26 protein-coding genes, 1 pseudogene and 1 riboswitch are annotated in these 26,490 nt (G+C 71.7%); of the genes and pseudogenes, 6 read left to right on the forward strand and 21 right to left on the reverse strand.

The features are described 5' to 3' along the window. Positions 1 to 26 precede the first annotated feature (26 nt). On the forward strand, positions 27 to 1,256 hold the full coding sequence (locus PQS31_RS13295; RefSeq protein ID WP_272763211.1) for a penicillin-binding protein activator: 1,230 nt from the start codon (positions 27 to 29) through the stop codon (positions 1,254 to 1,256). Further along, positions 1,253 to 1,633, forward strand: a complete 381-nt coding sequence (locus tag PQS31_RS13300) for a YraN family protein (protein WP_272763212.1) — start codon at positions 1,253 to 1,255, stop codon at positions 1,631 to 1,633. Before PQS31_RS13295 ends, PQS31_RS13300 begins: the two co-directional genes overlap by 4 nt. A gap of 225 nt (positions 1,634 to 1,858) precedes the next feature. On the opposite strand, the gene thiL is transcribed toward PQS31_RS13300, so the two are convergent. The 10 genes from thiL to glyA all read right to left on the reverse strand — a co-directional run bounded on the left by thiL (position 1,859) and on the right by glyA (position 10,421). After that, positions 1,859 to 2,815 carry a thiamine-phosphate kinase gene (gene thiL / locus PQS31_RS13305; RefSeq protein ID WP_272763213.1) on the reverse strand — a complete coding sequence of 319 codons (957 nt, stop codon included), beginning with the start codon at positions 2,813 to 2,815 and terminating at the stop codon, positions 1,859 to 1,861. Positions 2,816 to 3,072: 257 nt separating this feature from the next. Beyond that, complete coding sequence (gene nusB / locus PQS31_RS13310; protein WP_272763214.1) at positions 3,073 to 3,540, reverse strand: transcription antitermination factor NusB; 468 nt, start codon at positions 3,538 to 3,540, stop codon at positions 3,073 to 3,075. Next, the gene (gene ribH / locus PQS31_RS13315; RefSeq protein ID WP_272763215.1) at positions 3,537 to 4,010 is read right to left on the reverse strand and encodes a 6,7-dimethyl-8-ribityllumazine synthase; all 474 of its coding nucleotides are present in this window, start codon (positions 4,008 to 4,010) and stop codon (positions 3,537 to 3,539) included. The genes nusB and ribH overlap by 4 nt, the downstream gene beginning before the upstream one ends. 76 nt (positions 4,011 to 4,086) lie before the next feature. After that, positions 4,087 to 5,178: a 3,4-dihydroxy-2-butanone-4-phosphate synthase gene (gene ribB / locus PQS31_RS13320; protein ID WP_272763217.1), complete on the reverse strand. Its 1,092-nt coding sequence runs from the start codon at positions 5,176 to 5,178 to the stop codon at positions 4,087 to 4,089. Beyond that, positions 5,175 to 5,792 (reverse strand): riboflavin synthase, encoded by a 618-nt coding sequence (locus PQS31_RS13325; RefSeq protein WP_272763218.1) that lies wholly within the window; start codon positions 5,790 to 5,792, stop codon positions 5,175 to 5,177. The genes ribB and PQS31_RS13325 overlap by 4 nt, the downstream gene beginning before the upstream one ends. Before the next feature lie 97 nt (positions 5,793 to 5,889). Further along, positions 5,890 to 6,038: riboswitch (FMN riboswitch) on the reverse strand. Positions 6,039 to 6,163: 125 nt separating this feature from the next. Further along, complete coding sequence (locus tag PQS31_RS13330; protein WP_272763219.1) at positions 6,164 to 6,907, reverse strand: class I SAM-dependent methyltransferase; 744 nt, start codon at positions 6,905 to 6,907, stop codon at positions 6,164 to 6,166. Then, positions 6,904 to 8,001: a bifunctional diaminohydroxyphosphoribosylaminopyrimidine deaminase/5-amino-6-(5-phosphoribosylamino)uracil reductase RibD gene (gene ribD, locus PQS31_RS13335; protein ID WP_272763220.1), complete on the reverse strand. Its 1,098-nt coding sequence runs from the start codon at positions 7,999 to 8,001 to the stop codon at positions 6,904 to 6,906. Before ribD ends, PQS31_RS13330 begins: the two co-directional genes overlap by 4 nt. After that, a complete protein-coding gene (locus tag PQS31_RS13340; RefSeq protein WP_272763221.1) occupies positions 7,998 to 8,372 on the reverse strand; it encodes a hypothetical protein in 375 nt (124 codons plus the stop codon). The genes ribD and PQS31_RS13340 overlap by 4 nt, the downstream gene beginning before the upstream one ends. A 141-nt stretch (positions 8,373 to 8,513) precedes the next feature. Next, positions 8,514 to 9,047: a transcriptional regulator NrdR gene (nrdR, locus tag PQS31_RS13345; protein WP_272763222.1), complete on the reverse strand. Its 534-nt coding sequence runs from the start codon at positions 9,045 to 9,047 to the stop codon at positions 8,514 to 8,516. Positions 9,048 to 9,152: 105 nt separating this feature from the next. Further along, positions 9,153 to 10,421, reverse strand: a complete 1,269-nt coding sequence (gene glyA, locus PQS31_RS13350; RefSeq protein WP_272763223.1) for a serine hydroxymethyltransferase — start codon at positions 10,419 to 10,421, stop codon at positions 9,153 to 9,155. Between the two features lie 163 nt (positions 10,422 to 10,584). On the opposite strand from glyA, the gene ettA reads away from it, so the two are divergent. From ettA to pyrF, 4 genes are read left to right on the forward strand one after another with little or no spacing between them, the layout of a single operon-like run. Further along, positions 10,585 to 12,246, forward strand: coding sequence for an energy-dependent translational throttle protein EttA (gene ettA, locus PQS31_RS13355; protein WP_272763224.1), 1,662 nt, complete (start codon positions 10,585 to 10,587; stop codon positions 12,244 to 12,246). Positions 12,247 to 12,269: 23 nt separating this feature from the next. Further along, a complete protein-coding gene (locus PQS31_RS13360; RefSeq protein ID WP_272763225.1) occupies positions 12,270 to 12,830 on the forward strand; it encodes a hypothetical protein in 561 nt (186 codons plus the stop codon). Beyond that, the gene (map, locus tag PQS31_RS13365; protein ID WP_272763226.1) at positions 12,827 to 13,564 is read left to right on the forward strand and encodes a type I methionyl aminopeptidase; all 738 of its coding nucleotides are present in this window, start codon (positions 12,827 to 12,829) and stop codon (positions 13,562 to 13,564) included. Before PQS31_RS13360 ends, map begins: the two co-directional genes overlap by 4 nt. Positions 13,565 to 13,574: 10 nt before the next feature. Next, positions 13,575 to 14,405 (forward strand): orotidine-5'-phosphate decarboxylase, encoded by an 831-nt coding sequence (gene pyrF / locus PQS31_RS13370; protein WP_272763227.1) that lies wholly within the window; start codon positions 13,575 to 13,577, stop codon positions 14,403 to 14,405. Positions 14,406 to 14,429: 24 nt separating this feature from the next. Here the strand turns inward: pyrF and PQS31_RS13375 are convergent, their stop codons facing one another. From PQS31_RS13375 to PQS31_RS13425, 11 genes and pseudogenes are all read right to left on the reverse strand, one after another. Next, positions 14,430 to 15,884 carry a DUF1501 domain-containing protein gene (locus PQS31_RS13375; RefSeq protein ID WP_272763228.1) on the reverse strand — a complete coding sequence of 485 codons (1,455 nt, stop codon included), beginning with the start codon at positions 15,882 to 15,884 and terminating at the stop codon, positions 14,430 to 14,432. Between the two features lie 7 nt (positions 15,885 to 15,891). After that, positions 15,892 to 17,634 (reverse strand): DUF1800 family protein, encoded by a 1,743-nt coding sequence (locus tag PQS31_RS13380; RefSeq protein WP_272763229.1) that lies wholly within the window; start codon positions 17,632 to 17,634, stop codon positions 15,892 to 15,894. 139 nt (positions 17,635 to 17,773) lie between these two features. Further along, complete coding sequence (locus PQS31_RS13385) at positions 17,774 to 18,637, reverse strand: glycosyltransferase family 2 protein (RefSeq protein ID WP_272763230.1); 864 nt, start codon at positions 18,635 to 18,637, stop codon at positions 17,774 to 17,776. Positions 18,638 to 18,822: 185 nt separating this feature from the next. Beyond that, positions 18,823 to 19,578: pseudogene (locus PQS31_RS13390) on the reverse strand (glycosyltransferase); the annotation flags it as partial. Between the two features lie 26 nt (positions 19,579 to 19,604). Continuing rightward, positions 19,605 to 21,842, reverse strand: coding sequence for a type II secretion system secretin GspD (gspD, locus tag PQS31_RS13395; protein WP_272763231.1), 2,238 nt, complete (start codon positions 21,840 to 21,842; stop codon positions 19,605 to 19,607). 100 nt (positions 21,843 to 21,942) lie between these two features. Next, complete coding sequence (locus PQS31_RS13400; protein ID WP_272763232.1) at positions 21,943 to 22,773, reverse strand: general secretion pathway protein GspN; 831 nt, start codon at positions 22,771 to 22,773, stop codon at positions 21,943 to 21,945. Next, the gene (gene gspM / locus PQS31_RS13405; protein ID WP_272763233.1) at positions 22,763 to 23,413 is read right to left on the reverse strand and encodes a type II secretion system protein GspM; all 651 of its coding nucleotides are present in this window, start codon (positions 23,411 to 23,413) and stop codon (positions 22,763 to 22,765) included. Before gspM ends, PQS31_RS13400 begins: the two co-directional genes overlap by 11 nt. Then, entirely contained in the window at positions 23,397 to 24,560 is a 1,164-nt protein-coding gene (locus PQS31_RS13410; protein ID WP_272763234.1) for a PilN domain-containing protein, read from the reverse strand. Before PQS31_RS13410 ends, gspM begins: the two co-directional genes overlap by 17 nt. Continuing rightward, positions 24,560 to 25,411, reverse strand: coding sequence for a type II secretion system protein GspK (locus tag PQS31_RS13415; RefSeq protein ID WP_272763235.1), 852 nt, complete (start codon positions 25,409 to 25,411; stop codon positions 24,560 to 24,562). The genes PQS31_RS13410 and PQS31_RS13415 overlap by 1 nt, the downstream gene beginning before the upstream one ends. Beyond that, positions 25,408 to 26,049, reverse strand: coding sequence for a prepilin-type N-terminal cleavage/methylation domain-containing protein (locus tag PQS31_RS13420; protein ID WP_272763236.1), 642 nt, complete (start codon positions 26,047 to 26,049; stop codon positions 25,408 to 25,410). The genes PQS31_RS13415 and PQS31_RS13420 overlap by 4 nt, the downstream gene beginning before the upstream one ends. Continuing rightward, the gene (locus PQS31_RS13425; RefSeq protein WP_272763261.1) at positions 26,046 to 26,465 is read right to left on the reverse strand and encodes a prepilin-type N-terminal cleavage/methylation domain-containing protein; all 420 of its coding nucleotides are present in this window, start codon (positions 26,463 to 26,465) and stop codon (positions 26,046 to 26,048) included. The genes PQS31_RS13420 and PQS31_RS13425 overlap by 4 nt, the downstream gene beginning before the upstream one ends. Positions 26,466 to 26,490 lie beyond the last annotated feature (25 nt).

Here is a 26,490-nt window from a genome sequence, read left to right on the forward strand (position 1 = left end):
GCATTATCCCGCAGCGGAACCGCGACATGGCAGCTCTGTTCAAGGCCCTCACCGCCCGCGCGACGCCGCGCCCCCGCATCCGCGCGCTGCGCGGTCTGCTGTCGGCCTCGCTGGTCGCGCTGCTGGCGGGGTGCGCAACCGTCCAGACCACCGGCAGCAGCGTGGCCACCGCGCCGGACGCGACCGCATCCGTCGACCCGGGCCGCTGGACGTTCGAGAGCGATCGCCCGGCGGCCGAACGCGACGGCTACCGCCCGCCGCGCAAGCTCGCGGTGCTGCTGCCGATGAGCGGCAGCCTGGCCACGGCCGCGGCGCCGGTGCGCGACGGGCTGCTGGCCGGCTATTACGGCGAGCGCCGCGAACGCCCGGAACTCGCCTTCTACGACACGGCGGGCACGTCGGCCGGAACCGCGGCGGCCTATGCACGCGCGATCGCCGAAGGTGCCGACCAGATCGTCGGCCCGCTGGGCCGCGACGAAGTGGGCAGCCTGTTCCAGTCGGCGCCGGCGGTGCCGGTGCTGGCGCTCAACCGCGGGCCGTCGGCCGCGCCCGAGAACACCGCCGCGTTCTCGCTCGCGCCCGAGGATGAAGGCGACGCCGCCGCGCAGTACCTGCTGGCCCGCAACGCGCGCAACGTGCTGGTGCTCAGCAACGGCGACGACAATGCACGCCGCAGCGTGGATGCCCTGCGCGCGCGACTGGCCCAGGCCGGCGGCACCGTCGTCGGCACGGTGGCCGTCGTCGGCGACACGCCGGCCGATCAGACCGAGGTCTTCCGCAACGCGGTGACGGCCGAGGGCGGCGTCGACGCGGTGTTTCTGGCCATCCGCGGCAACCAGGCGCGGGCGATCGCGCCGCAGCTTTCGGTCGCCGGCCTCGGCGGCCGCCCGCGCGTGGGCACCTCGGCGCTGACGCTGGGCACCGGCCAGGCCCAGGAGGACCAGATTCTCGACGGCATCGTGTTCCCGACCGAGCGCTGGTCGACCGGCACCGGGCCGCGCGCATTGCCGCCGCAGGCCTCGGTGGCCGGCGATCTGCCCACCGCCCGCGGTCCCGCCGCGCGCCTGTTCGCGTTCGGCTTCGATGCCTGGCTGCTCAGCGGGTATCTCGAGCACCTGTCGCGCAACGGCGAGGCGACGGTCGACGGCGCCACCGGCGTGCTGCGCGTGGCCGCCGACGGCAACGTCATGCGCCAGCCGGCCTGGGCCACGTGGCGCGGCGGCACCGTCGTCCCGCAGGCGGACGCCGGCGGTTGAACCGGCGCCGCGCCGCCGGCGCGGAGGTCGAGCGTGCCGCTCGCGCGCATCTCGAAGCGGCCGGCCTGCGGCTGGTCGCGAGCAACGTGAACTACCGCGGCGGGGAGCTGGATCTGGTGATGCTCGACGGCGACGGGGCGACGCGCACCGTGGTGTTCGTCGAGGTCCGCCACCGGCGCTCGGCGGCGTTCGGCGGCGGCGCCGCGTCGGTCGACGCCGGCAAGCGCCGTCGTCTGGTGCTGGCGGCGCAGCAGTTCCTCGCCGCAAACCGCGCGCTGCGCGATCTGCCCTGCCGCTTCGATGTGGTCGCCGCCGGCGGCGACGCGTCCGCCCCCCGTCTGGACTGGCTGCGCGACGCGTTCCGCGCCGACGACTGAGCGGCGGCTCCCCACGCCGGCCGACACCGCCAGTCGTCCGGACCGGACGGCCGCGTGCGCGTGTGCTCCGCGGCACGTCGATGATGCCGCGGGGATGGCGCCCGGAATCCTCCGATGAGGTCCGTCCGGCCCGTGAATGCCGGAACCCGCGCAGCCCGGCCCTTGCGCCGGACTGCGCCGGATTTCCCGCGCGTCATGCGCAGCAGCGGCGGCGTGCGGGCCTGCCTATGGGGATGCCGCAAAATGGTCCCAACCCGCGCCCTGCGGCGCCCACGGGGCACCCGCGAGCCGGACCGAGACGCCCGCGCCCGCCTGCATCCGGCCGATCCGTGTCACCGGGGTGGCCGAAGCCCGGGCGGCGCCGCGCACCGCGTCGGCGACCGAAGGCGGCGCGGTGAAGCACAGTTCGTAGTCGTCACCGCCGCTCGCCTGCAGGCGGTACCGCATGTCGGCATCGAAGGCCGCGCGCAGCGCCGCGGAAACCGGCAGGTCGTCCAGGTCGATTTCGGCGGCCAGGCCGCTGGCCCGGGCGATGTGACCGAGATCGGCCAGCAGCCCGTCGGACACGTCGATCGCCGCATGGGCGACGCCGACCAGCGCATCACCAAGTGCGAGGCGCGGAGTCGGACGGTCCAGCCGTTCGCGCAGCGCGGGGTCGACCGCGCCGCCCGCACGCCACTGCCGCAGTGCCCCGGCCGCGTCGCCGGGCGTGCCGCTGATCCAGATGTCGTCACCGGCGCAGGCCGCACTCCGGCGCAGCACGCGCCCCGGCGCGACGAGGCCGTGCACGGTCACGCAGATCGACAGGGGCCCGCGCGTGGTGTCGCCGCCCACCAGCGCAACGGCGTGCGCACGCGCCAGCGCATCGAATCCGTCGAGGAAGGCGTCCACCCATGGCGCGTCGGCCGTCGGCATCGACAGCGACACGGTGCACCAGGCGGGCACCGCGCCCATCGCAGCGAGATCCGACAGGTTGACCGCGAGCGCTTTCCAGCCGATGTCGGCCGGTGCGGTGTCCGCCGGAAAATGCACATCGGCGTTGAGCGTGTCCGTCGCGACGACCAGGTGCAGGCCCGCCGGCACTGCGAGCACGGCGGCATCGTCGCCGATGCCCAGCCGCACGTCGTCGCGGGCGACGACGCGCGCCCGGATCCGGTCGATCAGGTCGAATTCGCCGGTCACGCGCGGGTGCGCCCTGCCACCTGCGGAGCCACGCGCGGTGCGGTCGTGCCGAGGCAGGATCGCGCCGCCCGGGACGACGACGCACACGCCAGCACGCGATCACGCGACGGCGTCATGCGCGCCCTCCGAACGGAAACCCGGGTGTTCTCATCTGTCCTGCCTCAGGGTGCACCGCGGTGCCTGCATTGCCGGGCGCCGCCACGTCGACCGAGGCCCGACACGCGGACCGCGCGTCCTCGCGCACCGGCCGTCCCGGCTCAGCGACCGCGCAGCGCCCCGACCTCGGGCGCCCGCCAGGCCGCGGCCGCCTTGTCGAGCACGCCGTTGACGTAGGTGTGGCCGTGTTCGGAGCCGAAACGCTTGACCGTCTTCAGCGCTTCGTCGATGACCACGCGATACGGCACGTCCACACGGTGCTGCAGTTCGTAGGCCGCGATGCGCAGCATGGCGCGCTCGATCGGATCGACCTCGTCGATGGCGCGGTCGAGGAACGGCGCCAGCGCCGTGTCGAGTTCCCGGTAGCGCGTGCCCACGCCGTGGACCAGGTCCTCGAAGTACGCGAGGTCCGCGACTTCCTTGGCCTGCTCGTGGGCGAACTGGGCAACGATCTCGCGCGGCTCGGTGCCGGTCATCTGCATCGCGTAGATCGCCTGCAGCGCGCGCCGGCGCGCGCGCGAGCGCAGCACGGGATCGATGCCGCCGGTGCGGTTGCGGGTGGAGTTCATGCGAATTGTTCCAGCAGGTGGCTCATCTCGATCGCGACCAGCGCGGCCTCTTCGCCCTTGTTGCCGTGGGTGCCGCCGGCACGCTTCTCGGCGTCGGCGTAATCGTCCACGGCGAGCACGCCGTTGGCGACCGGCACCCGGGTGTCGAGCGCCACGCGCATCAGGGCGTCGCTGCAGCCGTCGGCGACCTGTTCGTAATGCCGCGTGTCGCCGCGGACCACGCAGCCCAGCGCCAGCAGCGCGGCGTAACCGCCGCTGGCCGCCAGGCGCGCGCAGGCGACCGGGATCTCCCAGGCGCCGGGCACGCGGATCACATCGACCGCATCGTCGGCCACGCCGTGATCGGCGAACGCCTTGCGTGCGCCGGCGACCAGGGTGTCGGTGATCTTCGGATTCCAGCGGCTGGCGACGATCGCATAGCGTGCACCGGCCGGTGCGCGCAGGTCGCCTTCGAAATGGCTCTTCGTCACAGCGACGCCTTGCAGACAGGGGGCGTGGAGTTTACCGCGTCGCCCGCCGCGCGGTCCGACACGGGCGCTGCGGTGCTCACGGTTGCACGTATTCGACGATGTCCAGCCCGTAGCCGGCGAGGCCGATCTGCTTGCGCGGCGTGCCCAGCACGCGCAGCTTGCCCAGGCCGAGTTCGGCCAGGATCTGCGCGCCGGCGCCGTTGCGCCGCCACTGGCCGACGTCCTTGGTGTTCACGGTCTCGGGCTGCTTGCGCAGCCGGGCCAGCAGCGCCTCGCCGTCGCGCGGGGCCGACAGCACCACCATCACGCCCTGGCCTTCATTGGCGATCGCGCGCAGCGCGTCGGTCGCGGCCACGCCGAAATCGTCACGGCGCCAGTGCAGCAGGTCGCTGAGTGGATTCTCCACCTGCACGCGCACCAGCGTCGGCGTTCCAGCCGTCGGCGTGCCGCGCACCAGCGCGAAATGCAGTTCGTGGGCGATGCGATCGCGGTAGGTCACCAGCTGGAAGGGACCGAACTCGGTTTCGATCTCGCGCGTGTCGATGCGCTCGACGGTGTGCTCGTTGCTCAGGCGCCAGGCGATGAGATCGGCGATCGAGCCGATCTTCAGGCCGTGGGTCTGCGCGAAGACTTCCAGTTCCGGCCGGCGCGCCATCGTGCCGTCGGCGTTGAGCACCTCGACCAGCACGCCCGCGGGCTCGAGCCCGGCGAGCATCGGCAGGTCGCTCGCCGCCTCGGTGTGCCCGGCACGGGTGAGCACGCCGCCGGGCTGGGCGGTCAGCGGGAAGATATGGCCCGGCTGGCTGAGATCGCGCGGCTTGGCGTCGGGCCGCACCGCGGTGCGCACGGTGTGCGCGCGGTCGTAGGCCGAAATGCCGGTGGTCACGCCCTCGGCGGCTTCGATCGAGACGGTGAAGTTGGTCTGGAACTGCGCGGTGTTGTGCTGGACCATCGGCGCCAGCCCGAGCTGGGCGCAGCGCTCGCGGGTGATCGACAGGCACACCAGGCCGCGGGCGTGGGTGACCATGAAGTTGATGTCCGAGGGCTTGACCAGCTCGGCGGCCATGATCAGGTCGCCCTCGTTTTCGCGGTCCTCGTCGTCGACGATCACCACCATGCGGCCGGCACGGATCTCTTCCAGCAGCTCGGGGACGGGTGCGAACTTCATGCCGCCGCGCCTGCCGGGGCTACGCCGGCGCCGAGCAGGCGCTCGACGTAGCGCGCCACGAGATCCACTTCCAGATTCACCGCATCGCCGACCGCGGTGCTGCCGAACGCCGTGTGCGCCACCGTGTGCGGCACCAGCGCGACCTCGAAGCCGGCCGCGTCGACGGCATTGACGGTGAGGCTGACGCCGTCGACGCAGACCGAGCCCTTGTGGGCGACGTACTTCAACAACGCGGCCGGCGCGTCGAAGCGCCAGCGCTGCGCGCGCGCATCGTCGTGCACCGACGCCACGCGGCCGACGCCGTCGACGTGGCCGCTGACCATGTGCCCGCCGAGGCGGTCGGTCGGGCGCATCGCGCGCTCGAGGTTCACCGCATGGCCCGCGCCCAGCGCACCGAGCGTGGTCAGTGACAGGGTTTCGGTGGACGCGTCGGCTTCGAAATGGGCCGCATCGAACGCGACCACGGTCAGGCAGACGCCGTTGACCGCGATGCTCTCGCCCATCGCCACATCGTCGAACGGCAGCGTGCCGACCGCGATGCGCAGGCGCGCGTCGCCACCGCGTGCCTCGGTGGACACCAGGCGTCCGACGCCCTCGATCAGTCCGGTGAACATGTCGCTGTCTCCCTCCGCACGGGCATACCCGCACGGTCAAGCCGAAAGGGAACGGTCCGGGACGCGACAACGTGCGCGGCCGCAAGGCCACGCAAGAGGTCGTCTTCTCGCATCCGGACTCTGACCGTCGGCTCCGGACTTCGACCGGATCTGCTGACCTGCCGGCATGGGCCGGCAGCGCTCGCGGGCTCGCGCGTCGCCGCGCCTACCGCCGGTGGGGACTTCCACCCCGCCCCGAAGACATTCGATTGGATGCCGGGTGACCGGCAGCGCACAGTCTAGCAGCGCCGCCGTACCCGGCCGCCGGGCGCTGCGGGACGCTTCATTGCACGGACAGGCGCCGGCGCGGCGGTGCTTGTCACGGGCGCCGCTCAGGCGGGCGTGCGACGCGCATGCACGAACAACGGCCAGGCCAGCGGCCGCGTCGGCGCCCCGCCCCAGCCGCCGGCGATCGCGTCGGCATGCTCGGCCACCGGATCGCGGCCGGTGCGCGCGCGATACCGCGCGGTGGCGGAAAACGAGCCGAAGTAGGCCAGCAGACGGGCCAGCGGCCAGTCGACCCGCATGTCGAAGGCCGGCACCTCGAGCGCCCGGAACGGCCAGTCGACGCCGGCATAGGCGCTGTCGACCAGCGCACGTTCGGCCGGCCAGTCCGCACGGATCGCCGCCAGGAACGGCGCGGCAGCCTCGGCCACGGGCGGTGGCAACACGATGTCCTGGTAGCCCCAGGCAGCCAGCACACCGCCGGGGCGCAGCACCCGCGCGCACTCGGCGAAGAACATGGGAAGGTAGAACCAGTGCAGCGCCTGGGCAACGCAGACCGCGTCGACGGACGTGTCCGCCAGGCTGCAGTGCTCGGCCGGTTCCACCGCCGTGCGCACGTGGGCGGGCATCACGGCGCCGGCCAGCTGGGCGGCGCTGGGTTCGGTCGCGAAGACGGTCTGAAAGCGCGACGCGAGCGCCTGGGTGGCCTGGCCGCTGCCGCACGCCGGCTCCCACACCGAGCCCGTGCCCGGGGCCACGCGTGCGATCCAGTCGAACAGCCCGTCCGGGTAGTGCGGACGCGCGCGGGCGTAGCCCTCGGCGACCGCCGAGAAGTGGTCGTCGAAGCTCATGCGCCGGCCGGCTGCAGCCGCAGCCGCAGGTCGTCGCCGATGCGGCGGGTCTCCACGGTCTGCAGTTGCAGCCGCTGGGCCATCGTCTCGATGCCGAGGCCGTCGAACAGCGGCCGGCCGCGCTCGCCCAGCAGGACCGGTGCGATGTACAGCAGCAGCTCGTCGACCAGGCCCGCGCGAAGAAACGCGCCGGACAGCGTCGCGCCCGCCTCGACCTGGATTTCGTTGATGCCCCCCTCGGCCAGCAACGCGAGCACGGCGGCCAGGTCCAGCTGGCCGGCGGCATCGCGCGCCACGCTGGCCCGCGGCGCATCGAACCCCTTGGGCACCTTGGTGTCGTGGGCGTGCACGTACAGCGTCGGCGCCGCGGCGTCACGGATGTTGCCGCGCGCGATCGTCGCCAGGCCCGCGTCGAGCACCACGCGCAGCGGGGTCGCGACCGGCGCCCCGGTGTCCAGGCGCACCGTCAGCTGCGGATCGTCGGCGAGCACGGTACCGCTGCCGGTCAACAGCGCGCCGGCCCGCGCGCGCCAACGCATGACGTCCGCACGCGAGGCCGCGCTGCTGATCCATTTCGACTCGCCGTTGGCCAGCGCGGTGCGGCCGTCGAGGCTGCAGGCCAGCTTGACCCGCAGCCACGGCCGCCCGCGTTCCACGCGCGAGAGGAATCCGCGATTGAGCGCGCGTGCCTGCGCCTCCATCAGGCCGGAGGCGACGGCGATCCCGGCCGCGCGCAGGCGCTCGAAGCCGGCGCCGTCGACCTGCGGAAACGGATCGCGCATCGCCGCGACGACGCGCGCGACACCGGCCGCGATCAGCGCGTCCGCGCACGGCCCGGTGCTGCCGGTGTGGGCGCAGGGTTCCAGCGTGACGTAGGCGGTCGCGCCACGCGCTGCCGCGCCCGCGGCCTCCAGCGCGACGACCTCGGCATGCGGGCCGCCTTTCCGCACGTGGAAGCCTTCGCCGACGACGCCGCCGTCCGCGACGATCACACAGCCGACCATGGGATTGGGCCGCGTCGTCCAGGCCCCGCGTTCGGCCAGGCGCAGGGCCTGGGCCATGAAGCGGTGATCGTGGTTCGTGAACTCGGTCATGGGACTTCCTTGAGCCGCATGGAAAGTCCCATGCGCATGGTTCGAAAGCGGGCCTGCGGCGCGGAATCGCGGAAATCACGGGCAAAGGCCGCCATGTCCTCGAATCCGGAATAGATCGAACGCTCGCCGGAGCGGTCGTCGGCAAGGAGGCGCGCAACCCGAGACCGCTCCATGACCGCCTCGATGCTGACGATCGAATCGAGCGGCACCGACTCAGCGGGAACCAGCGGAACGGCAACGTGCATCACGTCCGGCTCGAACCACACCTCATACCGGCGCTTGTTGTCCCAGCGCGCACGCTCGAAGCGCTGCAAGCGCGCGGCCTGCCAGAGCGTATACATCAGATAGACGCCGGCAAGTGACCAGAACACGGGGCCCCTCGGCGTATCGAACGCCCACCACAACACACCGACGCACGCGACTGCGACGCCGAGCCTCGCCCCGAACCCCAGCTCGCCCCGGCGCAACTCCTCACGCGAAAATCGGTGCCGCCGGTGGCTCGACATCGACGTCTAGCGCCGCTTCGCCCTGTCCGGCTTCGCCGCCGCCGCACTTGGCGCACCCTCCAGCAGCGGCAGCTGCCCCTCGCCCGGCAGATCGCGCTCCAGCCGGTCGAGCTCCTCGCGGAAATCGGCCACGTCCTCGAACGAGCGGTAGACCGACGCGAAACGCACGAAGCCGACGTGGTCGAGCTTGCGCAATTCGCCGATGACGAACTCGCCCACACGCCGCGACGAGACCTCGCGCTCGGCGGTCATGCGCAGGTGATGCACGACGGCGCGCACCGCGGTTTCCACCTCTTCCTCCGACACCGGCCGCTTGTGCAGCGCGCGGTCCATGCTGAGGCGCAGCTTCTTGGCGTCGAAGGGTTCGCGGCGCCCGTCGTCCTTGATGATCGCCGGCAGCTTGAGCTCGATCGTCTCGAGCGTGCTGAAGCGCTCGCCGCACGCCTCGCACTCGCGGCGACGCCGGATCGTCGCGCCGTCCTCGGACACGCGCGAATCGATGACGCGGGTGTCGGTGTGCTGGCAGAAGGGGCAATGCATCAGGCGAGGGGATTCGGGAGTGGGGAGTGGGGATTCGAAACAGCGGAATTCTGCAGGATGTGGCGCTTTGCCAATCCCGAATCCCCGATCCCGAATCCCGGCTCCTCAGCCATACACCGGATACTGGGCGCACTGCGCGGCGACCTTGTCGCGCACGGCAGCGATCACGGTCTCGTCGGCCGGGGCGTCGAGCACGTCGCAGATCCAGTGGGCGAGGTCCGCGCAGTCCTGCTCGAGGTAGCCGCGGGTGGTCACCGCCGGCGTGCCCAGGCGCAGGCCCGAGGTCACGAAGGGCTTGCGCGGGTCGCCGGGCACGGAATTCTTGTTGACGGTGATGTGGGCGCGGCCGAGGGCTTCTTCGGCATCCTTGCCGCTGACGTCCTTGCCGATCATGTCGACCAGCATCAGATGGTTCTCGGTGCCGCCGGAGACGATCTTGTAGCCGCGCTCGACGATCACCTTGGCCATCGCCTGTGCGTTCTTCACCACCTGCTGCTGGTAGGCCTTGAACTCCGGCTCCAGCGCCTCCTTGAAGGCGATCGCCTTGGCCGCGATGACGTGCATCAGCGGGCCGCCCTGGATGCCCGGGAACACCACCGACTGCAGCTTCTTCTCCAGCTCGTCGAACTTGTCGCCGGCGCCCTCGCGGCTGGCGACGATGATGCCGCCGCGCGGACCGCGCAGCGTCTTGTGCGTGGTCGAGGTGACGACGTGCGCATGCGGCAGCGGCGTCGGGTAGACGCCCGCGGCGACGAGGCCGGCCACGTGCGCCATGTCGACGAACAGGTAGGCACCGACCTTGTCGGCGATGGCGCGGAAGCGCGCCCAGTCGATCTTCTGCGAATACGCCGAGAAGCCGGCGACGACCATCTTCGGCCTGTGCTCGAGCGCCAGGCGTTCGACTTCGTCGTAATCGATCAGGCCGGCGTCATCCACGCCGTACTGCACCGCGTTGTACAGCTTGCCCGAGGCGTTGACCTTGGCGCCGTGGGTGAGGTGGCCGCCGTGCGCCAGGCTCATGCCGAGGATGGTGTCGCCGGCCTGCAGCAGCGCCTGGTAGACGGCCTGGTTGGCCTGCGAGCCCGAGTGCGGCTGCACGTTGGCGTAATCGGCGCCGAAGAGTGCCTTGAGCCGGTCGATCGCCAGCTGCTCGGCGACGTCGACGTACTCGCAGCCGCCGTAGTAGCGCTTGCCCGGGTAGCCCTCGGCGTACTTGTTGGTCAGCTGGCTGCCCTGGGCCTGCATCACCAGTGCGCTGCAGTAGTTCTCCGAGGCGATCAGCTCGACGTGATCCTCCTGCCGGCGGACCTCGCTGGCGATGGCCTGGGCGAGATCGGGATCGTACTGGTCGAGACGGGCGGCGCGCTGGAACATCGAAGGCTCCGGGAGACGTGAACGGCAGGGCCGGCCATTGTAGCGCCCGCCCCTGCCCGGCGCCGGCCCGGCCGGGCGCGAGCCGCTATAATCGACGCCATCCCTTCATCCCCCGACGCCGCCCCACCGGGCCCCGGCGCGGGCCGGCGCAACCGGAGCCCCCATGTCGCAATACATCTACACCATGAACCGCGTGTCCAAGGTGGTCCCGCCGAAGCGGCAGATCATCAAGGACATCTCGCTGTCGTTCTTTCCCGGCGCGAAGATCGGCCTGCTCGGCCTCAACGGTGCGGGCAAGTCCACGGTGCTGCGGATCATGGCCGGCGTGGATACCGATTTCGAAGGCGAGGCGCGGCCCCAGCCCGGCACCAAGGTCGGTTACCTCGAGCAGGAGCCGCAGCTCGATCCCGAGATGACCGTGCGCGAGGCCGTCGAGGAGGGCGTGGGCGAAGTGCTGCAGGCCCAGGCCGCGCTGGACAGGATCTACGACGCCTACGCCGAGGAAGGCGCGGACTTCGATGCCCTGGCCAAGGAACAGGAGCGCCTGGAGGCCATCCTGGCCGCCGGAGATGCGCACACGCTGGAGAACCAGCTGGAAGTCGCCGCCGACGCGCTGCGCCTGCCGCCGTGGGACGCGAAGATCGGCAACCTGTCGGGCGGCGAGAAGCGCCGCGTCGCGCTGTGCCGCCTGCTGCTGCAGAAGCCGGACATGCTGCTGCTCGACGAACCGACCAACCATCTCGATGCCGAATCGGTCGAATGGCTGGAGCAGTTCCTGGCCCGCTACACCGGCACCGTCGTGGCGGTCACCCACGACCGCTACTTCCTCGACAACGCCGCCGAGTGGATCCTCGAACTCGACCGCGGCCGCGGCATTCCGTGGAAGGGCAACTACACCGAGTGGCTCACCCAGAAGGACGAGCGCCTCAAGCAGGAAGACAACCAGGAAAAGGCCCGCCAGAAGGCGATCCAGAAGGAACTGGAATGGTCGCGGCAGAACGCCAAGGGCGGCCGCTCCAAGGGCAAGGCGCGTCTGGCCCGTCTGGAAGAGCTGCAGTCGCAGGACTACCAGAAGCGCAACGAGACCAACGAGATCTTCATCCCGCCGGGCGAGCGCCTCGGCAACTCGGTGATGGAGTTCAAGAACGTCAGCAAGAAGTTCGGCGACCGCCTGCTGATCGACAACCTGTCGATGATCATCCCGCCGGGCGCGATCGTCGGCATCATCGGCCCCAACGGCGCGGGCAAGTCCACGCTGTTCAAGATGATCACCGGGCAGGAAAAGCCGGATTCGGGCGAGATCGTCATCGGCCCGACCGTGCAGCTGTCGTACGTGGACCAGAGCCGCGACAAGCTCGAAGGCAACCACAACGTCTTCCAGGAAATCTCCGGCGGCCTCGACATCCTCAACATCAACGGCACCGAGATCCAGTCGCGCGCCTACATCGGCCGCTTCAACTTCAAGGGCCAGGACCAGCAGAAGATGGTCGGCACCCTGTCGGGCGGTGAGCGCGGTCGCCTGCACATGGCCAAGACGCTGCTGCAGGGCGGCAACGTGCTGCTGCTCGACGAACCCTCGAACGACCTCGACATCGAAACCCTGCGTGCGCTCGAAGACGCGCTGCTGGAATTCCCCGGCAACACCTTCGTGATCTCGCACGACCGCTGGTTCCTCGATCGCATCGCCACGCACATCATCGCGTTCGAAGGCGACAGCCACGTCGAGTTCTTCCAGGGCAACTACCGCGAGTACGAGGAAGACAAGAAGCGCCGGATGGGCGACGACGCCGGTCCGAAGCGTCTGCGCTTCAAGGCGCTGAAGTAAGTCTCGGCGCCCGCCCGATGCGCATGCCGTACGCGCCATTGCTGACCGCGGCCGCCCTGCTGGGCGCCTGCGGTGGCGGCGCAGCCGGCACGCCGCCGCGCGCGGACGCCGCGTCTGTGACACGGGGCGTCGGCATCGACGACACGTCGCTGGATTTCACCGACGGCGCTGCCGCGGAACTGCGCACCCGGGCGACGGCCGTCCCGCCCGCGCTGCGGCACGCGGTCGCCGCACGTGCCGATGCACGCGCGCGCGAAGACGACTGCCGGCGCTATCCGGATGCCGACCGCGTGTTCGCCCTGCGGGTCGACGGCCATCTCGCCCCGGACGGTCTCGCCGTCTACACGCTCGAAGGCTGCGGCGGCGGCAACAATGACGTCCGCCAACTGCTGGTGCTGCGCAGCGCCGGCGGCACCTGGCATCCGGTGGTCGAGACCGTGCTCGGCGCCAAGCACGCCACGCGCCGGATCCATGGGATCACACCCGACGCCCTCATCCTCGGCCCGTCCGGCGACATGCCCGGCTCGAGCGAGGCGCCGCCCGACACCGTGCCACTGCCGCCCCGTGGGGGACCATCGCGATGACCATCCAGCACCTCGACGAACTCGAAGGCCTCAGGCGCGCCGGTGCGCTCGTCGCCCGCATCCTCTCGACGATGCGCGAGCAGGCCTCGGCCGGCACCACGCCGTGCGATCTCGACGCCATCGGCGCCGACATGCTGCGTGACGCCGGCGCGCAATCGGCGCCGGCGCTGACCTACGGCTTCCCGGGGGCGACCTGCATCAGCGTCAACCGCGTCGTCGCCCACGGCATCCCGGATGCCACGCCGCTGCGTGACGGCGACCTGGTCAACATCGACGTCTCGGCCGAGCTCGACGGCTTCTTCGCCGACACCGGCGCGAGCTTCGTCGTCGGCACCGCGAGCGCGGCGCAGCAGCGCCTGCTCGACGCGACCCGCGAGGCGCGCGACGCCGCGATCGCCCAGCTCCGCGCGGGCGAACTGCTCAGCGGCATCGGCCGCACCATCGAGACCGTCGCCGCGCGCCGGGGACTTCGCATCATCCGCAACCTGCAGAGCCACGGCGTCGGTCGTGCGCTGCACGAGGCGCCCGGGTCAATTCCCGGCTATTTCGATCGTCGCGACACCCGCCGCCTGCACGACGGCATGGTGATCACCGTCGAGCCGTTCCTGGCCACGCACGTCACGCGCACCGAAGACCTGGACGACGGCTGGTCGCTGATCTGCGCCAAGGGATACGCGGCGCAGTTCGAACACACGGTCGTCGTCACCCACGGCGCGCCGATCATCGTGACCTGAGGCCCGCTCCATGACGTCCACCTTCATGCAGGCGCTGCGCGCGCGCTGGCAGTCCGCCGATACGCTGGTCTGTGTCGGCCTCGACCCCGAGCCGGCGAAATTTCCCGCGCGCTTTGCCGGTGATCCGGATGCGGTCTTCGCATTCTGCCGCGACATCGCCGATGCGACCGCCGAGTTCGCCTGCGCGTTCAAGCCGCAGATCGCGCATTTCGCAGCCCTCGGCGCCGAGGATGCGCTGCGACGGCTGATCGCACATCTGCACGCCACGCATCCCGGTGTTCCGGTGATCCTCGACGCCAAGCGCGGCGACATCGGCAGCACCGCGCAGCGCTACGTCGCCGAGGCTTTCGAACGCTTCGACGCCGATGCGGTGACGGTGAATCCCTACCTGGGTCGCGATTCGGTGCAGCCGTTTCTCGAGCGCGCCGACAAGGGCGTGGTGATCCTGTGCCGCACGTCGAATCCGGGTGCGGCCGACCTGCAGGATCTGCCGGTGGCACACACCGGCGGAACGCGCCCGCTGTACCAGCACGTCGCCGAGACCGTCGCGCGCGACTGGAACGGCCACGGCAACGTGTCGCTGGTGGTGGGCGCGACCTGGCCCGAGCAGTTGCGCGAGGTGCGCGCGATCGTCGGGGACATGCCGTTCCTGGTGCCGGGCGTCGGCGCCCAGGGCGGCGACGTGGCCGCGGTGGTGTCGAATGCGAAAAGCGCCGACGGTGCCGGCCTGATGGTCAGCTCGTCGCGCGCGATTCTCTACGCGTCGAACGGTGACGACTACGCCGGCGCCGCTGCCCGCGAGGCGCGCACGCTGCGCGACGCGATCAACCGGCACCGCTGACGGAACCCGGCCGGCCGGACCCGGTCAGCCCAGGAAGTCGAGCAACGGCCGGTCGAAATTGCCGAGACCGGGGAACACGGTCGCCAGGTCGGCATCCGGCACGCCGAGCCAGCGCGCGACCGTCGCACCGAACTGGTTGGTCGACGTGGTGGGGATCATCCGCCCCCGCTCGACCGCCTGCGGACCGTCGAGTTCGAGCAGCGGATAGGTGCCGTGCACGCGGCGTCCGCGCAACGGGCCACCCGCGGTCGAGGCCCCGCCCATCATCAGCTGTACGCCGCCCCAGGCATGATCGGTGCCGTTGCCGTTGCTGTTGAGGGTGCGTCCGAAGTCGCTCATCGTGAACGTGACCACGTCGTTGAGCGAGCCCACCTCGACCAGCGCGTCGCGGAACGCCGACAGGCCCTCGCTCAGACGCGTGAGCAGCCGCGCGTGGCTGCTTTCGGCCATCTGGTTGTCGTGGGTATCGAAACCGCCGAGGGTGGCGTAGTAGATCTGCCGCGAATGGTTGATCGCGCTGCCGCGGCTGGCCTTGATCATGCGCGCGATCATGCGCAGCTGCGATGCCAGACTCTCGTTCGCCGGGAACGCCGTCGTGATGTCACCGCCGTTGGCCGGATCGAGCGCGGCGCGCAGCGTGTCGCTGATCTGCATCGTGCCCTCGCCGAGCACGGCGTAATGGTCCTGCATGATCGGCGTGTAGCGGCGCGCGAGCATCGCCTCCAGCGCCTCGCGGCGGATGCGTTCGGCCGCGTTGGTGGTGCTGGTGAAGCGGCGCAGCGCGACCGGCCCGCCACTGCCCATGCCGTAGGCGGTGGTCGCACTGCCGGTCTGGAACAGGTTGTTGCCGGCCAGCGAGATCGTCGGCGGCAGCGTGGCGAGGCCTGCGGCGTTGGCGCGCTCGAGGCGATCGGCGCAGCGTCCGCCCCAGCCGGTGGTCGAACTGGCCAGTTCCGACTCGCCGCGCATCCACAGCCGTTGCTGGTCGTTGTGCGAATACAGCGCCATCGGCAGGCGTCGGCTGCGAGCGATGTACTCGGCCTTGGTCACCGGTTGCACCAGGGTGCCGACGTTGGCCATGAAGCCGAGCTCACCGCGGTCGAACAGCGGCTTGAGCGACGCGCAGGCCGGGTGCAGCCCCCAGGGCTTGCCGGCGGTGTCGGTGATCTGCACCAGCGCCTCGCGCGCCAGGCCGAGGCCCTGGGCGTTGGTGCTCGCGTTGAATACGCCGCCGCGACTGGCGAGGTAGACGTCGTGCTCCTCGCGCACATGCGGCACGAGCATGTTGAAGGAGTCGTTGCCGCCCAGCAGGAAGATGCAGACGGCGGCGCGGTAACCGCCGGTCGCGGCCGGTGCGGCGGCGAGGGCACGGCCCATGAGTTCGAGCTGCGGCAGCGTGGCCACGGCGGCGCCGCCGGCGAGCAGCGTGCCCAGACGCGCGAGAAACTGGCGGCGCGAGGCGCGGGAGTGAGTATCCATGAGGCCCTCAGCGCTGGATGACGAATTCGGGGGACGCGACCGCGAGCTGCACCAGCGAGCGCACACGCTCGTCGGCGGGCCTCCGCTCGGCCCGCAGGCGGTCGAGCATCTGCACCATCGTGGCGCGGTTGTCGCCGGTGAGCGCGCCGGCCAGCAACAACACGTTGACGCGGTCGACCATCGCGGCGTGATTGTCCTGTTCGGCCAGCGTCAGCAGCGGCCGGATGTCGAGCACGGGCGCGGACGTATTGGCGGTCGGCGGCGCGGTCTGCAGCTGCGACCAGCCGGCGCTGTCGAGCTGGTTGAACACGCTGGCGAAGGTCGCCTCGTTGTAGAGCTGCAGTTCCGGCGCGTACAGGCCCGCGGCGCCGTCGGCGCCCTGCAGCCGGTAGTCGGGTTCGAAGAAGTTGAACACCGACGGCGCGCGCAGCGAGTCCTGGGCGAGGCTGGTGGCGAAATCCCAGGAATTGGAGAAGCCGAAGTAGTACTGGCCGTCGGCACGCGGGATGTAGCGCGCGTCGAAGGCGCGCCACAGCGCGGTGAGCTGCAGCAGCGGCTCGCGCGCCTTGCCGTAGGCCGCGTTGTCCGCCGCCGGCGGCACCCGCGCCTCCACGTCGAGCAGGATCGCCTTGATTACCCGGCCCAGATCACCGCCGGTTTCGCTCCACACGCGCGAGATGCGCCCCACGTATTGCGGGCTGGGATTGCTGGTGACGAAACGCTGGATCAGCTGGCGACTGATGAACGGCGCGACATTCGGGTGCGCGGCGAGCGCATCGAGCATCTTCGCCAGGCTCGCGGTGCAGTTGCTGCCCTCGTTGATGACGACGCCGTTGAAGATCGTCTTCGGCTGTTCGTCGTGGAACTCGGGTACGCAGGTCATCGGGCGCGCCTCGTTGTCCGCGCCCCAGCGCCAGAACGTGTCGCGGGTATTGCCGGGCCAGGTCCAGCCGGTCAGCACGCGCGCCATGCCTTTGACCGTTTCCTGGTCGTAGGTGGGGATGGTGCGGCCCTGGGCGTCGAGCCGGGGGCTGAAATCGGCGTTGCGCTGGATCAGGCCGATCGAGAACAGCTGCATCAGCTCACGCGCGTAGTTCTCGTCCGGCACGATGGTGACGCGCACGCCCTGGCCGTTGGTGTAGCTCGTCGACTTGCGGTTGGACATGTGGCTCAGGTACAGCCCCATCGCCGGATGCAGTGTCACCCGCTCCACCAGCTGACGATAGGTGCCGAACGCGCCCTGGGCCAGCATGTCCTGGTAATTGCTGATCCGGCCGAAGTTGGCCGTGTTGTAGTCGCGGTCGGAGACCACGAAGATCTCGCTGAGCGCGAAGCCCATGCGCATGCGCAGCTGGTCCGGCCGGGTGGTTGCCTGCCACAGCCAGTAATTGCGGCGCTCGGCGTAGTTCAGCTGGGCCACCGGAATCGACAGGATGTGCGGCGTGACCAGCGTCGCGGGCGTGCGCACCGGATCGAGCTGCTCGTCGATCCACGCCGAGTAGCCGATCTGGCGAAGCCGGTCGATGTCCGCGCGCGTAGGCCCGAAGGTGGCCTGCACCAGGAAGCGCGCCGCCTCGGCGTCGCTGGCCGGAATGGGCGCGAACGCCGGCGCGGGCGGCGCGGGGGTACCCGGCGCGGGCGCAGGTGCACCGGGCGCCGGCGCAGGCGCTTCGGAATCGCCGCCACCTCCGCCACAGGCGGACAGCAGGACGGCCGCGAGCGTCAACGACGCCCAAGCAGTTCTGGACATGCATATTCCCCGGTTGCGACGGCGACACTTCCCCCGGCGCGCAGCCTACAGAGGCGACGGCGCTTTGCGGCATCCGGGCAGGCCCCAGGTGACGCGGATTGTCAGGTTTGCCAAATCTGTCGCAGTTTTCGCGAGGCGATCAGCCGGCCGTCCGGGCCGCTGCGCGCAGTGCCGCCACCGGAAACCGCAGCCAGACCATCGCCCAGACCGCGGCGCGCACCGGCCAGGCGCGCCGCGGCGCCTCGAACCGGCGGAAGTAACGCCACAGGCCACGATGCTTGTGCCACTCGACGAAGACCGGGCGCGACCGGCTCGAGACCCCGCGTGCATGAGCCACGACGATGTCGTTGGCCACGGCCACCACCGCCCCGGCCTCGCGCGCGCGGCGGCACAGATCGAGGTCTTCGGCATGCAGGCGATACCCGGTGTCGAACCCGTCGATGCGCTCGAACAGGCGTCGCGGCAACAGCATCATCGCGCCCGAGATCGCATCGACGCGCTGCAGGGGCTGCGCCGGATCCCGCGGCACCGACAGATCGCGCGCCGCGGCGTGGCGCAGCATCGCGGCGAAATCCGGATCGCGGCGGCGCGCGGCCGGATCGCGCGCCCCGTCTTCGCCCGCGAGATCGGTGCCCAGCAAGGCATCCACGTCCAGCGCCTCGGCATGCGCGCGCAGCCGCGACAGCGTGTCGGCGTCCAACAGGCAGTCCGGATTGACGAACGCGATCCACGGCGCGTCGGCATCGCGCGCGCCCTGGTTGCAGGCGACCGCGAAGCCCGGATTGTCGGGGTTGGCGATGAAATGCAGGCGCGGATCCAGCGACGCGTGACGCTGCACGATGCCCAGCGTGGCATCGGTGGAGCCGTTGTCGACGACCCGGATCTGGTCCACGCCCGATGCCGCACGCAGACGCGTGAGGCAGGTGTCGATCGTGCTGCCGCTCTGGTAGCTGACGACGACGGCAACGATGCCCGCGTGTCCGGCGGGCGACGACGCACTCATGGCGCCACATCCGCGGCGTCGGCCGGTGTGGCCGGGCCGTCCGCTACGTCGCTGCGCGTCGTCCGGCTGCCCGTGCCGGCTTCACCGGCGGACGCCACGTCGTCGCGCGCCGGAAACAACGACTGCTGCGCCGGCGCGTGTTCGAGCGCCGCGTAGTGGCGGATCAGCCGTTGCCGGCTGTCGTAGAGCGGGTCCTGCATCAGGAACGTCGCCAGCCGCGAGTGCCACGCCGGCCAGCGCACGGCGAGTGCATCCATGTCGCCGTCGGCCGGCCCGCCTTCACCACCACGCGCGACGAACGCCGTCTCGCACAGCGCATTGCGCCAACCGAGCCCGCCCATGCGCAGCGACAGGTCGATCAGCGCGGCGTACCACGAGCCGTAGCTGGACGCATCGAGGCCCCCGGCCTTGCGCCGCGCGTTGCCGCGCAGCAGCACCGCGTGCCCCACCGCCGCCGGCAGCTCCGGATGCAGCGGCGCCAGCTGCCGGCAGGCCGCCGCGAGGCGCACGCCGTCTTCGGGGGCGGCATTGATCTCGCCGATGCGCGGCCACGAGGCCGCCTCGCCGGCATTGCACCAGGGCGTGGCGGTCGCGATCGCGGCATCGCGTGCGAAGCAGGCCGACAACTGCACGAGCCATCCCGGCAGCGGGATCGCATCGGGCGCCAGCACCACCACGTCGGCATCACCGCAGGCGCGCAGCACGTCGTCCAGATGCGCGACCTCGCCGATCCCCCGCGCGCGGCAGGTGTAGTCGGCCTGCAGCGGCGTGCGCGCCAGCCAGCGCTGCACGATCGCCGCGCCGCGCGGCCCGATGCGGGCGTCGTCGGCCAGCCAGATGCGCGCGCCGGCCGGCGTGCCGGCGTCGAGCGCGGCGAGGCACGCGTCGAGCGCGTCGTCGTCGTGCCCCACCGGCAGCACCACGATCGGCCACTCAGCCATGCGGCGAGTCCCCCTGTGCGCGCACTTCAGTCCTGGGGTCGGCGCAGGGGCTGCATGGCGCGGAAGCGGCGGCCGTATTCGTCGGTGAGCTGACGCGCTTCCAGCGGATCGCGCACGATGGTCGGGGTGAGCAGCACGATGACTTCGGTGCGCTCGGTGCGGGAACTCTGCCCGCCGAACAGTCCGCCAACGACGGGGATGCGGCTCAGGCCCGGCACGCCGGTCGACGTGCGCCCGACCTCGTCGCGGATCAGACCCGCCAGCATCACCGTGTCACCGGCCTGCACGGCCGCCTCGGTCTTGAGCCGCCGCGTGTCGATGCGCACGTTGCCCTGGTTGTCCGCGGTGTTCTGCGGCTGCGGGGAGCTGACCTCCTGCACGATGTCGAGAAACACCATGCCGTCGCGGGTCACGCGCGGCCGCACCTTGAGGATGGTGCCGGTTTCCAGGTACTGCACCTGGGTGTACTGGCTGTCGCCGATGACCGGATTGAAGCTGGTCGTCGAGATCGGAATGCTGGCGCCGACGTTGAACTCGGCCATCGCGTTGTTGCGCACGAACACCGACGGCGACTGCAGGATCTGCACATCGGTGACTTCGTCCAGCGCGCGGATCAGCGCGGCCGCATCGCTTCTGACCAGCGTCCAGGCCGCGCCCGGCCCCGTCGCCGCGCCGCCGATCGCCGCGCCGAGCGTGCTCCAGCGGGTCGGTCCGCCCTGGCCCGGAGGCGGGAACGGCCCGATGCCGTTGTCCGTCACGCCCTGCCCGAAGTACCAGTTGACGCCGTACTGCAGCTCGCCGCTGAGCAGCACCTCGACCACCTGCGCCTCGATGTGCACCTGCGCCGGCATCACGTCGAGCCGTTCGACGACATCGCGGATCGAGCGCCAGGCGGCCGGCGACGTGCGCACCAGCAGGGTGTTGGTTTCGTCGACCGCCGACACGCCGACGCGCGCGCCCTCGACTTCCAACGTCACGCTGCTGGGGCCGTCCTGGCTGTCGTTGAGCTGCATCTGGCCGATGTCGCCCCCGCCTGCACCACCGCGTCCGCGCCCCGTGCCACTGGTGCTGCCCAGTCCGCCCGAGCCGCTGTCGAACCCGCTCTGGCCTGCCGACTGCGCGCCGAGCCCGCCGCTGCGCAAGGTGCTGCCGGTCGCGCCCGGTGCCAGCGAGGCGCCGCCCTGCGCGCTGCTGCCGGTGCCGGCGCCGAAGACTTCCGACAGCCGCTGGGCGAGTTCGCGCGCCTTGATGAACTTGAGTTCGTAGGAGAACAGCCGCGGTTCCTGGCCGGCGTTGTCGATGCGCTCGAGCCACTGCTGGATCTCGCCGAGGTAATCCGCCTGCGGCGTGATCACCAGCACCGCATTGGCGCCTTCCAGCGGCATGAAGCGGAACATGCCCGACACCGGCGATTCGCTGTCCTGGCCGAAGACCTTTTCCAGATCGGCGACCACCTGCGTGGCCTTGCCGGACTGCAGCGGGAACACGCCGACCGACATGCCCGACAGCCAGTCGACGTCGAAGATCTCGATCGTGCGCAGGTAGTTGTCGAGTTCGGAGCGGCTGCCGGAAATCGTGATGACGTTGCGCGCGTTGTCGGCGGAGACGATGGCGTTCGGACGCGCATACGGCTCGAGCACCTTCTCCATCTCGGTGGCCGAGATGTAGCGCAGCGGCACCGTGCGCACCTCGAAGCCACGCGCCGCACCGGTCCCGCCGGTGCGCGGGGCGACGGTGCCGGTGGCCAGCGCCGTGTCGGCCGGCACGATGTTGTAGCGGCCGTCGCTGTAGATCATGCGGGCGTTGTTCCAGCCCAGCACCATCTCCAGCAGACTCAGCGCCTGGGCCGGGCTCACCGGCTGCGGCGTCGCCAGGGTCACCGTGCCCTGCACCTCCGGCGCGATGACGTAGTTCTGGCCGAGCATGTCGCCGAGGATCGCCTTGGCGACCGCGTGCACGGACTCGCCCTCGAAATTGAACGAGGCCTGGCCGGTGGTGCCGCCGAGCGTGGGCGCCGGCGCGGCCGCGGCGCCGCGGTTGATCACGGTGCCGGTGCCGCGGCGGATCTGCGGGCGCGGCCGGTCCTCGTCGTCGAGCAGGACCTGGCTGCGCACCACGGGGGCATCGGGATCGGCGGCCACGCCCGCATCGGCCGGCAACTGGGCCGAGCGGCGGATCGAAGGCGACGGCGCGGTGGCACAGCCGGCCAGCAGGGCGATGCCGGTTCCGAAGGCGATGGCACGAAGAGACGGGGATGGGGTCATCGAAGGCTTCATCGGCTGGAGTCTAGGGCCTGCGGCGCGCGAGGCGCCGTCCGCGGGGGCCTGGCGGCAGGCGAAGGCAATGGAGATACGGGGCGCGGCATCACGGCGCGCCACCGGTCGCGCGCTCCTGCTGCAGCCGGGCCCGGCGCTCCTCGATCCGGCGCCGGATCGCTTCGACCTGGGCCTCGGAGGGGCCCGCAGCGTCGCCGGCGGGCGGCGCAGGCTCTGCCGTGGCAGGAGGCGGCGGCACGGGCGCCGCCTCGGCCGTCGACGCCGCGGCGCTGCCGGGCCGCGTGGGCGGCGGCGCGCGCGGCGCGCCCTGCGGCGACGCCGGCGCGGCGCGATTCCGGCCGGTCGCGCCGCTTTCGGCCTGGACGCGCTCGGGCGCCGTGGCGACCGGCGTCCGCATCGGCGTCGGTGGCTGTCCGCCCACTCCGTCGTAAACGCGCAGTTCCAGCGTCCGCGGGCCCTCCGGACCGATGAAGACCGCACTGCGCGCGTCCACCGAGTCGAGCGCCCAGTTCGAGGCTTCCGGCGGCGCCTCGCCGACCCGCAGGCGGATCGAGTCGCCGCCGCCCGCAGGCTGCAGGATCGCCATCGCGAAATCGGGCGTGCGCAGCACGCTGGTCAGCACGTAATCGAAGCCCGCCGACGCGCCTTCACCGGCGTCGTTGGGATCGATGAAGAAGGGATGCGGCCGCCGGTCCCCGGAAAACAGCGGACGGGACGCGACCTCGGAATAGCGCGACAGCGGCGGCGCGGCCTCCGGTGCCGGCATCGCGGCCGCGATCGGCGCCGCCACTTCGCCGTCGTCGCCGATCGCCCCGATACGCCCGCCGAGGCCCGCCAGGGCCAGCCCCCAGACCACCAGCGCCCAGCCCGCGACCGCCGCGGCCAGCCAGGTACGCGCATTGGCCGTCTCAATCCGCATCGCGCCCTCCGCCCGGTGCCGTCGACGGACCGGCGCGCGTCGCGCCCGCGGGCGGCAGCACGTAGCCCGACAGGTCGAAGCTCACGTCGACCCCGCCGCTGGCCGTGCCCGCGGCCACCGTGTGGCGCTGGCTGAGGATGTTGAGATTGTCGACGAACAGCCGCGGCGTGCCGGTTTCCAGCGAATGCAGGACCGCCGCCAGTTCCGGATTGCCGCAGCGCAGGCGGACCTGCACGCTCGCGCGCGGATAGCGCTCGGCGCGCCCTCCGGTCATCGGCGAGCGGTTGCTGATCGCGCAGCTGCGGTTGCCGGGGCTGGCCTCGAGCACCGCCTGCTCCAGACGCTGTACCAGCGCCGCGGTCGCCAGCTCGACGCTGGCCTGGGGCATGAAACCGGGCATGGCCGCCATCGCGTCCCGGGCCTGATCGAGCGCCGCGCGGACCTCGGGCGCCTGGTCCAGCTCGCGGCGCACGCGCAGCTCGCGTTCCTGCAGGGTGTCGATGCGCTCGCCCAGCGCGCGCATCGGCCGGGTGAACCAGGGATGCACCAGCAGCAGGTAGGCCGTCAGCACGGCGCCCACGAGCAGCCCCAGCGCCAGCCAGCGATCACGCGCGCGCACGGGATCAACGGACCGGCGCACGGGCGGCCTCCTGTGCATCGGCCGCGGGCGGCACGAGTTCGGCGGTCAGGGTGAAGCGGTCGGCACGCGAGCGCGGATCGTTCTGCAACGCTCCCGCGAGCGCCGGCGAGCGCCACAGCGTCGAGCCCTCGAGGTAGCCGACCAGGGCCGAGGCCTCGGTGCTGAGCCCGATCAGCAGCACGCGATCCCCCTCGATCGCGGCCTTCTCGAGCGAGGTGGAATCGGGCAGGCGCCGCGCGAGTTCGTCGAGCACGGCCACGGTCGTCGGGCGCGCGGCACGCTGCGCCTGCAGAAAGGCCATGCCCTCGCGCAGATCGGTGAGCTGCTGGCGTTGCGCCGATGCGGCGCGGGCGCGCGTGGCTTCGGCCTCGACCCGCGCCTCCAGCGCATCCGCCGCCGCCGTGCGGTTCTCGCGGATCTGCCACAGCGCGAATGCGGTGAACAGCACGGCGACCGCCGCGAGCAGCCACTGGTAGCGGCGCTGCGGGTCCTCGCGCCGGCGCGCGTCGCCGATCAGGTTGACGCCCAAGGGACCGTCCGCGCTGTCGAGGTCCACGCCAGCGAGCGTCGGTACCAGCGGGCCCAGCGCCGCGAGCCGGGCATCGAGCACTGCGCGCGGCACCACCACCAGTTCGACGTCCAGCTGGCCGTCGCTGCGCCGACCGAGCAGGCGATGGTCGTAGCGCACATCGGCGGACGCGAACGGGGTCTGCCGGTCGATCTCGAAGCCGAGCACGTCGCGCAGGCGGTCGGCGGCCGCCGCGGGCAGCACGAGCTGCCGGCGCAGGCCGGCATCGGCCGGCAACAGCAACCAGCGCGGCACTTCGGCCACGCGCGGCGTCAGCAGCGCGGCCAGAGGGTCCGTTTCTGCACCCGCCAGCGAGGCCACCGGAACCTGGGCGAGTGCACGCGTGTCGCCGCCTTCGTGCAGCGACAGCGCGACGTTGCCGTCGCCTGCGTGCTGCACCAGCAGCCGGCGGCCGGCGAGGCCGAAGAGTTCGCGCACGCGCACCGGCAACCAGGTCGCCAGCGCAGCGCCCCACCAGTGCAGTCCGCTGCGGATGCGCAGCCGAAGCGGGCCGTCCGCGCGCCAGCCGCGACGGCGGCCGGACGTCGCGTCGCCGGTCGATACAGGTGTCGCGGACATCATCGTGGTGACGCTCCCTCCTCCCAACGCAGCACGCTGTAGGCCGTGCCCGGGACGGCGCCTCCGCCGGTCCTCACGACTGCCCGCAAACGCGCGCTCCGGCCCTCCTCCAGGCGCGCACGACTGTCGATACTATACGTGCCGCTGCCACTGCCCAGCAGCGCGCCGGCACGCTGCGCCGCGCCGGCCGCGCGTGCCTCGAGCACGGGATCGGCGTCCACGCCCATCGCCTGCAGCACCTCGGCGGCGGCGAATTGCGGATCCGGGGCCGGCAGGCGGCTGTAGATCGTCAGATGCGGCGCCAGCACCTCGAACAGCGCGGGCGTCATGCCCAGCACCTGCTCGACTTCGGCGACGCTCTCGAACAGCGCGTTCTTGGCCCCGTACGGGCGTCCGGCGGCGGCGTAATCGGCGGACTCGGCGCCGCCCGCCACCTGCACGAAATCATCGCCGTCGCGCCAGTCGACGATGGCGCCGGCCACGCGCACGGCGGCGTCCTGGTCCGCGCCGACCGCGCGTGCCAGCGCGGCCAGCAGCTCGCCGTCGGCCGCATTGAGATCCACCTTGCCGGTCTCGTCGACGATGCGCAGTTCCACCTCGGCATCGTGGAACCGCCATGCATACGGTCGGCCGTCGGGCTGCCACTGCAGGGTGGGATCCGAGGACGCGAGACGCGTCAGCGCGTATTCGAGACCGGCCCGTGCGGCCTGATCGGCGACGAGGCCGCGGCTCACCAGACGGCCCTGCTGATTTTCGATCCGCGCGGTCAGCGCGAACGCGCCGACCAGGGCCGCGAGCAGCGTGATCAGCCACAGCACCAGCAGCAGGGCCGCACCGCGCATCGTGTTCACGGCAGCGGCTCCGGTGCGGTCGGCTGACCGGTACCCTGCGGCAACGTCACCAGCACGGGCGGCCATGCGCCGTCGCCTGCGGTAGCCAGCGTGATCTCGACCTGAAGCGGCAGCGCCGCCGGGCCCCAGCGGTCCTGCCAGTCACCGAGCGCGCCGGTCTCGTCGAAGCCGCGGTAGCGGAAGCGCACCGCATCGAGCCCCTCGACGAGGGCCTCGGGCGGGCGCGGATCATCGGCCTCGATCGTGCGCCCGGTCATCACCAGGCCGAACGCGACGGTGAGGCGCTGGCGGCCGTCCACCTCGTCCACCGCGATGTCGTGCAGGTGCGGGCCGCCCTGGCCCAGATAATTGGGCAGGTCCGCCACGAAGCGCAGACGCGCCGGCTCGCCGATGAACAGCTGCGGCTGGCCGCTGGTGTCGTCGGTGGCGAATGCGATCTGCTGCGCCGAGGCGATGCGCCGGCGCAGGAAGCCCTCGACCGCGCGCATGCGTTCGCTGCGCTGGGCGAGCGCCTCGCCGCGCTCGACGGTCACCGACGCCGCGCGCAGCGTCGTCAGGGCCAGCGCCAGGCCGGCGGCCAGCAGCACCGTGGCCAGCAGCACTTCGATCAGCGTGAAGCCGCCTGCGCGCCGGCTCATGGCTGCACCATCATTGCGGCATCGGGCGCGCGCAGGCGCAGCGTCTGGAGACGCAGGCGTTCGCGCGGGCCGGCCTCGCCCCAGTCCACCGCGAGGGTGAGTTCGAACAGGCCACCGCCGTCGGGCGCGGCCAGCGCGGGCGGCGCGTCGGGATCGACGAACGGAACGATCTCCAGCGTCCAGCGGTAGCGGCCGTCCTCGAACGTGCCCGCCGACCGCCCCGGCGCGATCGGCACCGCGATGCCGACATCGTCGAGCAGCGAGCGCGCATGCAGCGCCGCGCGCCCGGATTCCGCCGCCCAGCGCACCTGGCGTGTGCCGTTGGACAGCGTGCCGAGCAGCAGCATCAGCCCGAGCCCCAGCACCGCGAACGCGACGATGACCTCGATCAGCGTGTAACCCCGCTGGCGGCCGATGCCCTGCCGCGACGCGAGCCCGGCC

Source organism: Luteimonas sp. BLCC-B24 (genome assembly GCF_028550595.1).
Classification (GTDB): Bacteria; Pseudomonadota; Gammaproteobacteria; order Xanthomonadales; family Xanthomonadaceae; genus Luteimonas.

Coding starts and splice junctions, on each gene's coding strand:
- PQS31_RS13380 (WP_272763229.1), bottom strand. CDS start 17,634: ATGTCCAGAACTGCTTGGGCGTCGTTGACGCTCGCGGCCGTCCTGCTG.
- PQS31_RS13295 (WP_272763211.1), top strand. CDS start 27: ATGGCAGCTCTGTTCAAGGCCCTCACCGCCCGCGCGACGCCGCGCCCC.
- gspD (WP_272763231.1), bottom strand. CDS start 21,842: ATGACCCCATCCCCGTCTCTTCGTGCCATCGCCTTCGGAACCGGCATC.
- PQS31_RS13330 (WP_272763219.1), bottom strand. CDS start 6,907: ATGAGCTTCGACGACCACTTCTCGGCGGTCGCCGAGGGCTACGCCCGC.
- ettA (WP_272763224.1), top strand. CDS start 10,585: ATGTCGCAATACATCTACACCATGAACCGCGTGTCCAAGGTGGTCCCG.
- PQS31_RS13385 (WP_272763230.1), bottom strand. CDS start 18,637: ATGAGTGCGTCGTCGCCCGCCGGACACGCGGGCATCGTTGCCGTCGTC.
- pyrF (WP_272763227.1), top strand. CDS start 13,575: ATGACGTCCACCTTCATGCAGGCGCTGCGCGCGCGCTGGCAGTCCGCC.
- PQS31_RS13325 (WP_272763218.1), bottom strand. CDS start 5,792: ATGTTCACCGGACTGATCGAGGGCGTCGGACGCCTGGTGTCCACCGAG.
- PQS31_RS13375 (WP_272763228.1), bottom strand. CDS start 15,884: ATGGATACTCACTCCCGCGCCTCGCGCCGCCAGTTTCTCGCGCGTCTG.
- PQS31_RS13400 (WP_272763232.1), bottom strand. CDS start 22,773: ATGCGGATTGAGACGGCCAATGCGCGTACCTGGCTGGCCGCGGCGGTC.
- PQS31_RS13410 (WP_272763234.1), bottom strand. CDS start 24,560: ATGTCCGCGACACCTGTATCGACCGGCGACGCGACGTCCGGCCGCCGT.
- PQS31_RS13420 (WP_272763236.1), bottom strand. CDS start 26,049: ATGAGCCGGCGCGCAGGCGGCTTCACGCTGATCGAAGTGCTGCTGGCC.
- map (WP_272763226.1), top strand. CDS start 12,827: ATGACCATCCAGCACCTCGACGAACTCGAAGGCCTCAGGCGCGCCGGT.
- nrdR (WP_272763222.1), bottom strand. CDS start 9,047: ATGCATTGCCCCTTCTGCCAGCACACCGACACCCGCGTCATCGATTCG.
- ribD (WP_272763220.1), bottom strand. CDS start 8,001: ATGACCGAGTTCACGAACCACGATCACCGCTTCATGGCCCAGGCCCTG.
- nusB (WP_272763214.1), bottom strand. CDS start 3,540: ATGAACTCCACCCGCAACCGCACCGGCGGCATCGATCCCGTGCTGCGC.
- ribB (WP_272763217.1), bottom strand. CDS start 5,178: ATGAAGTTCGCACCCGTCCCCGAGCTGCTGGAAGAGATCCGTGCCGGC.
- glyA (WP_272763223.1), bottom strand. CDS start 10,421: ATGTTCCAGCGCGCCGCCCGTCTCGACCAGTACGATCCCGATCTCGCC.
- PQS31_RS13360 (WP_272763225.1), top strand. CDS start 12,270: ATGCCGTACGCGCCATTGCTGACCGCGGCCGCCCTGCTGGGCGCCTGC.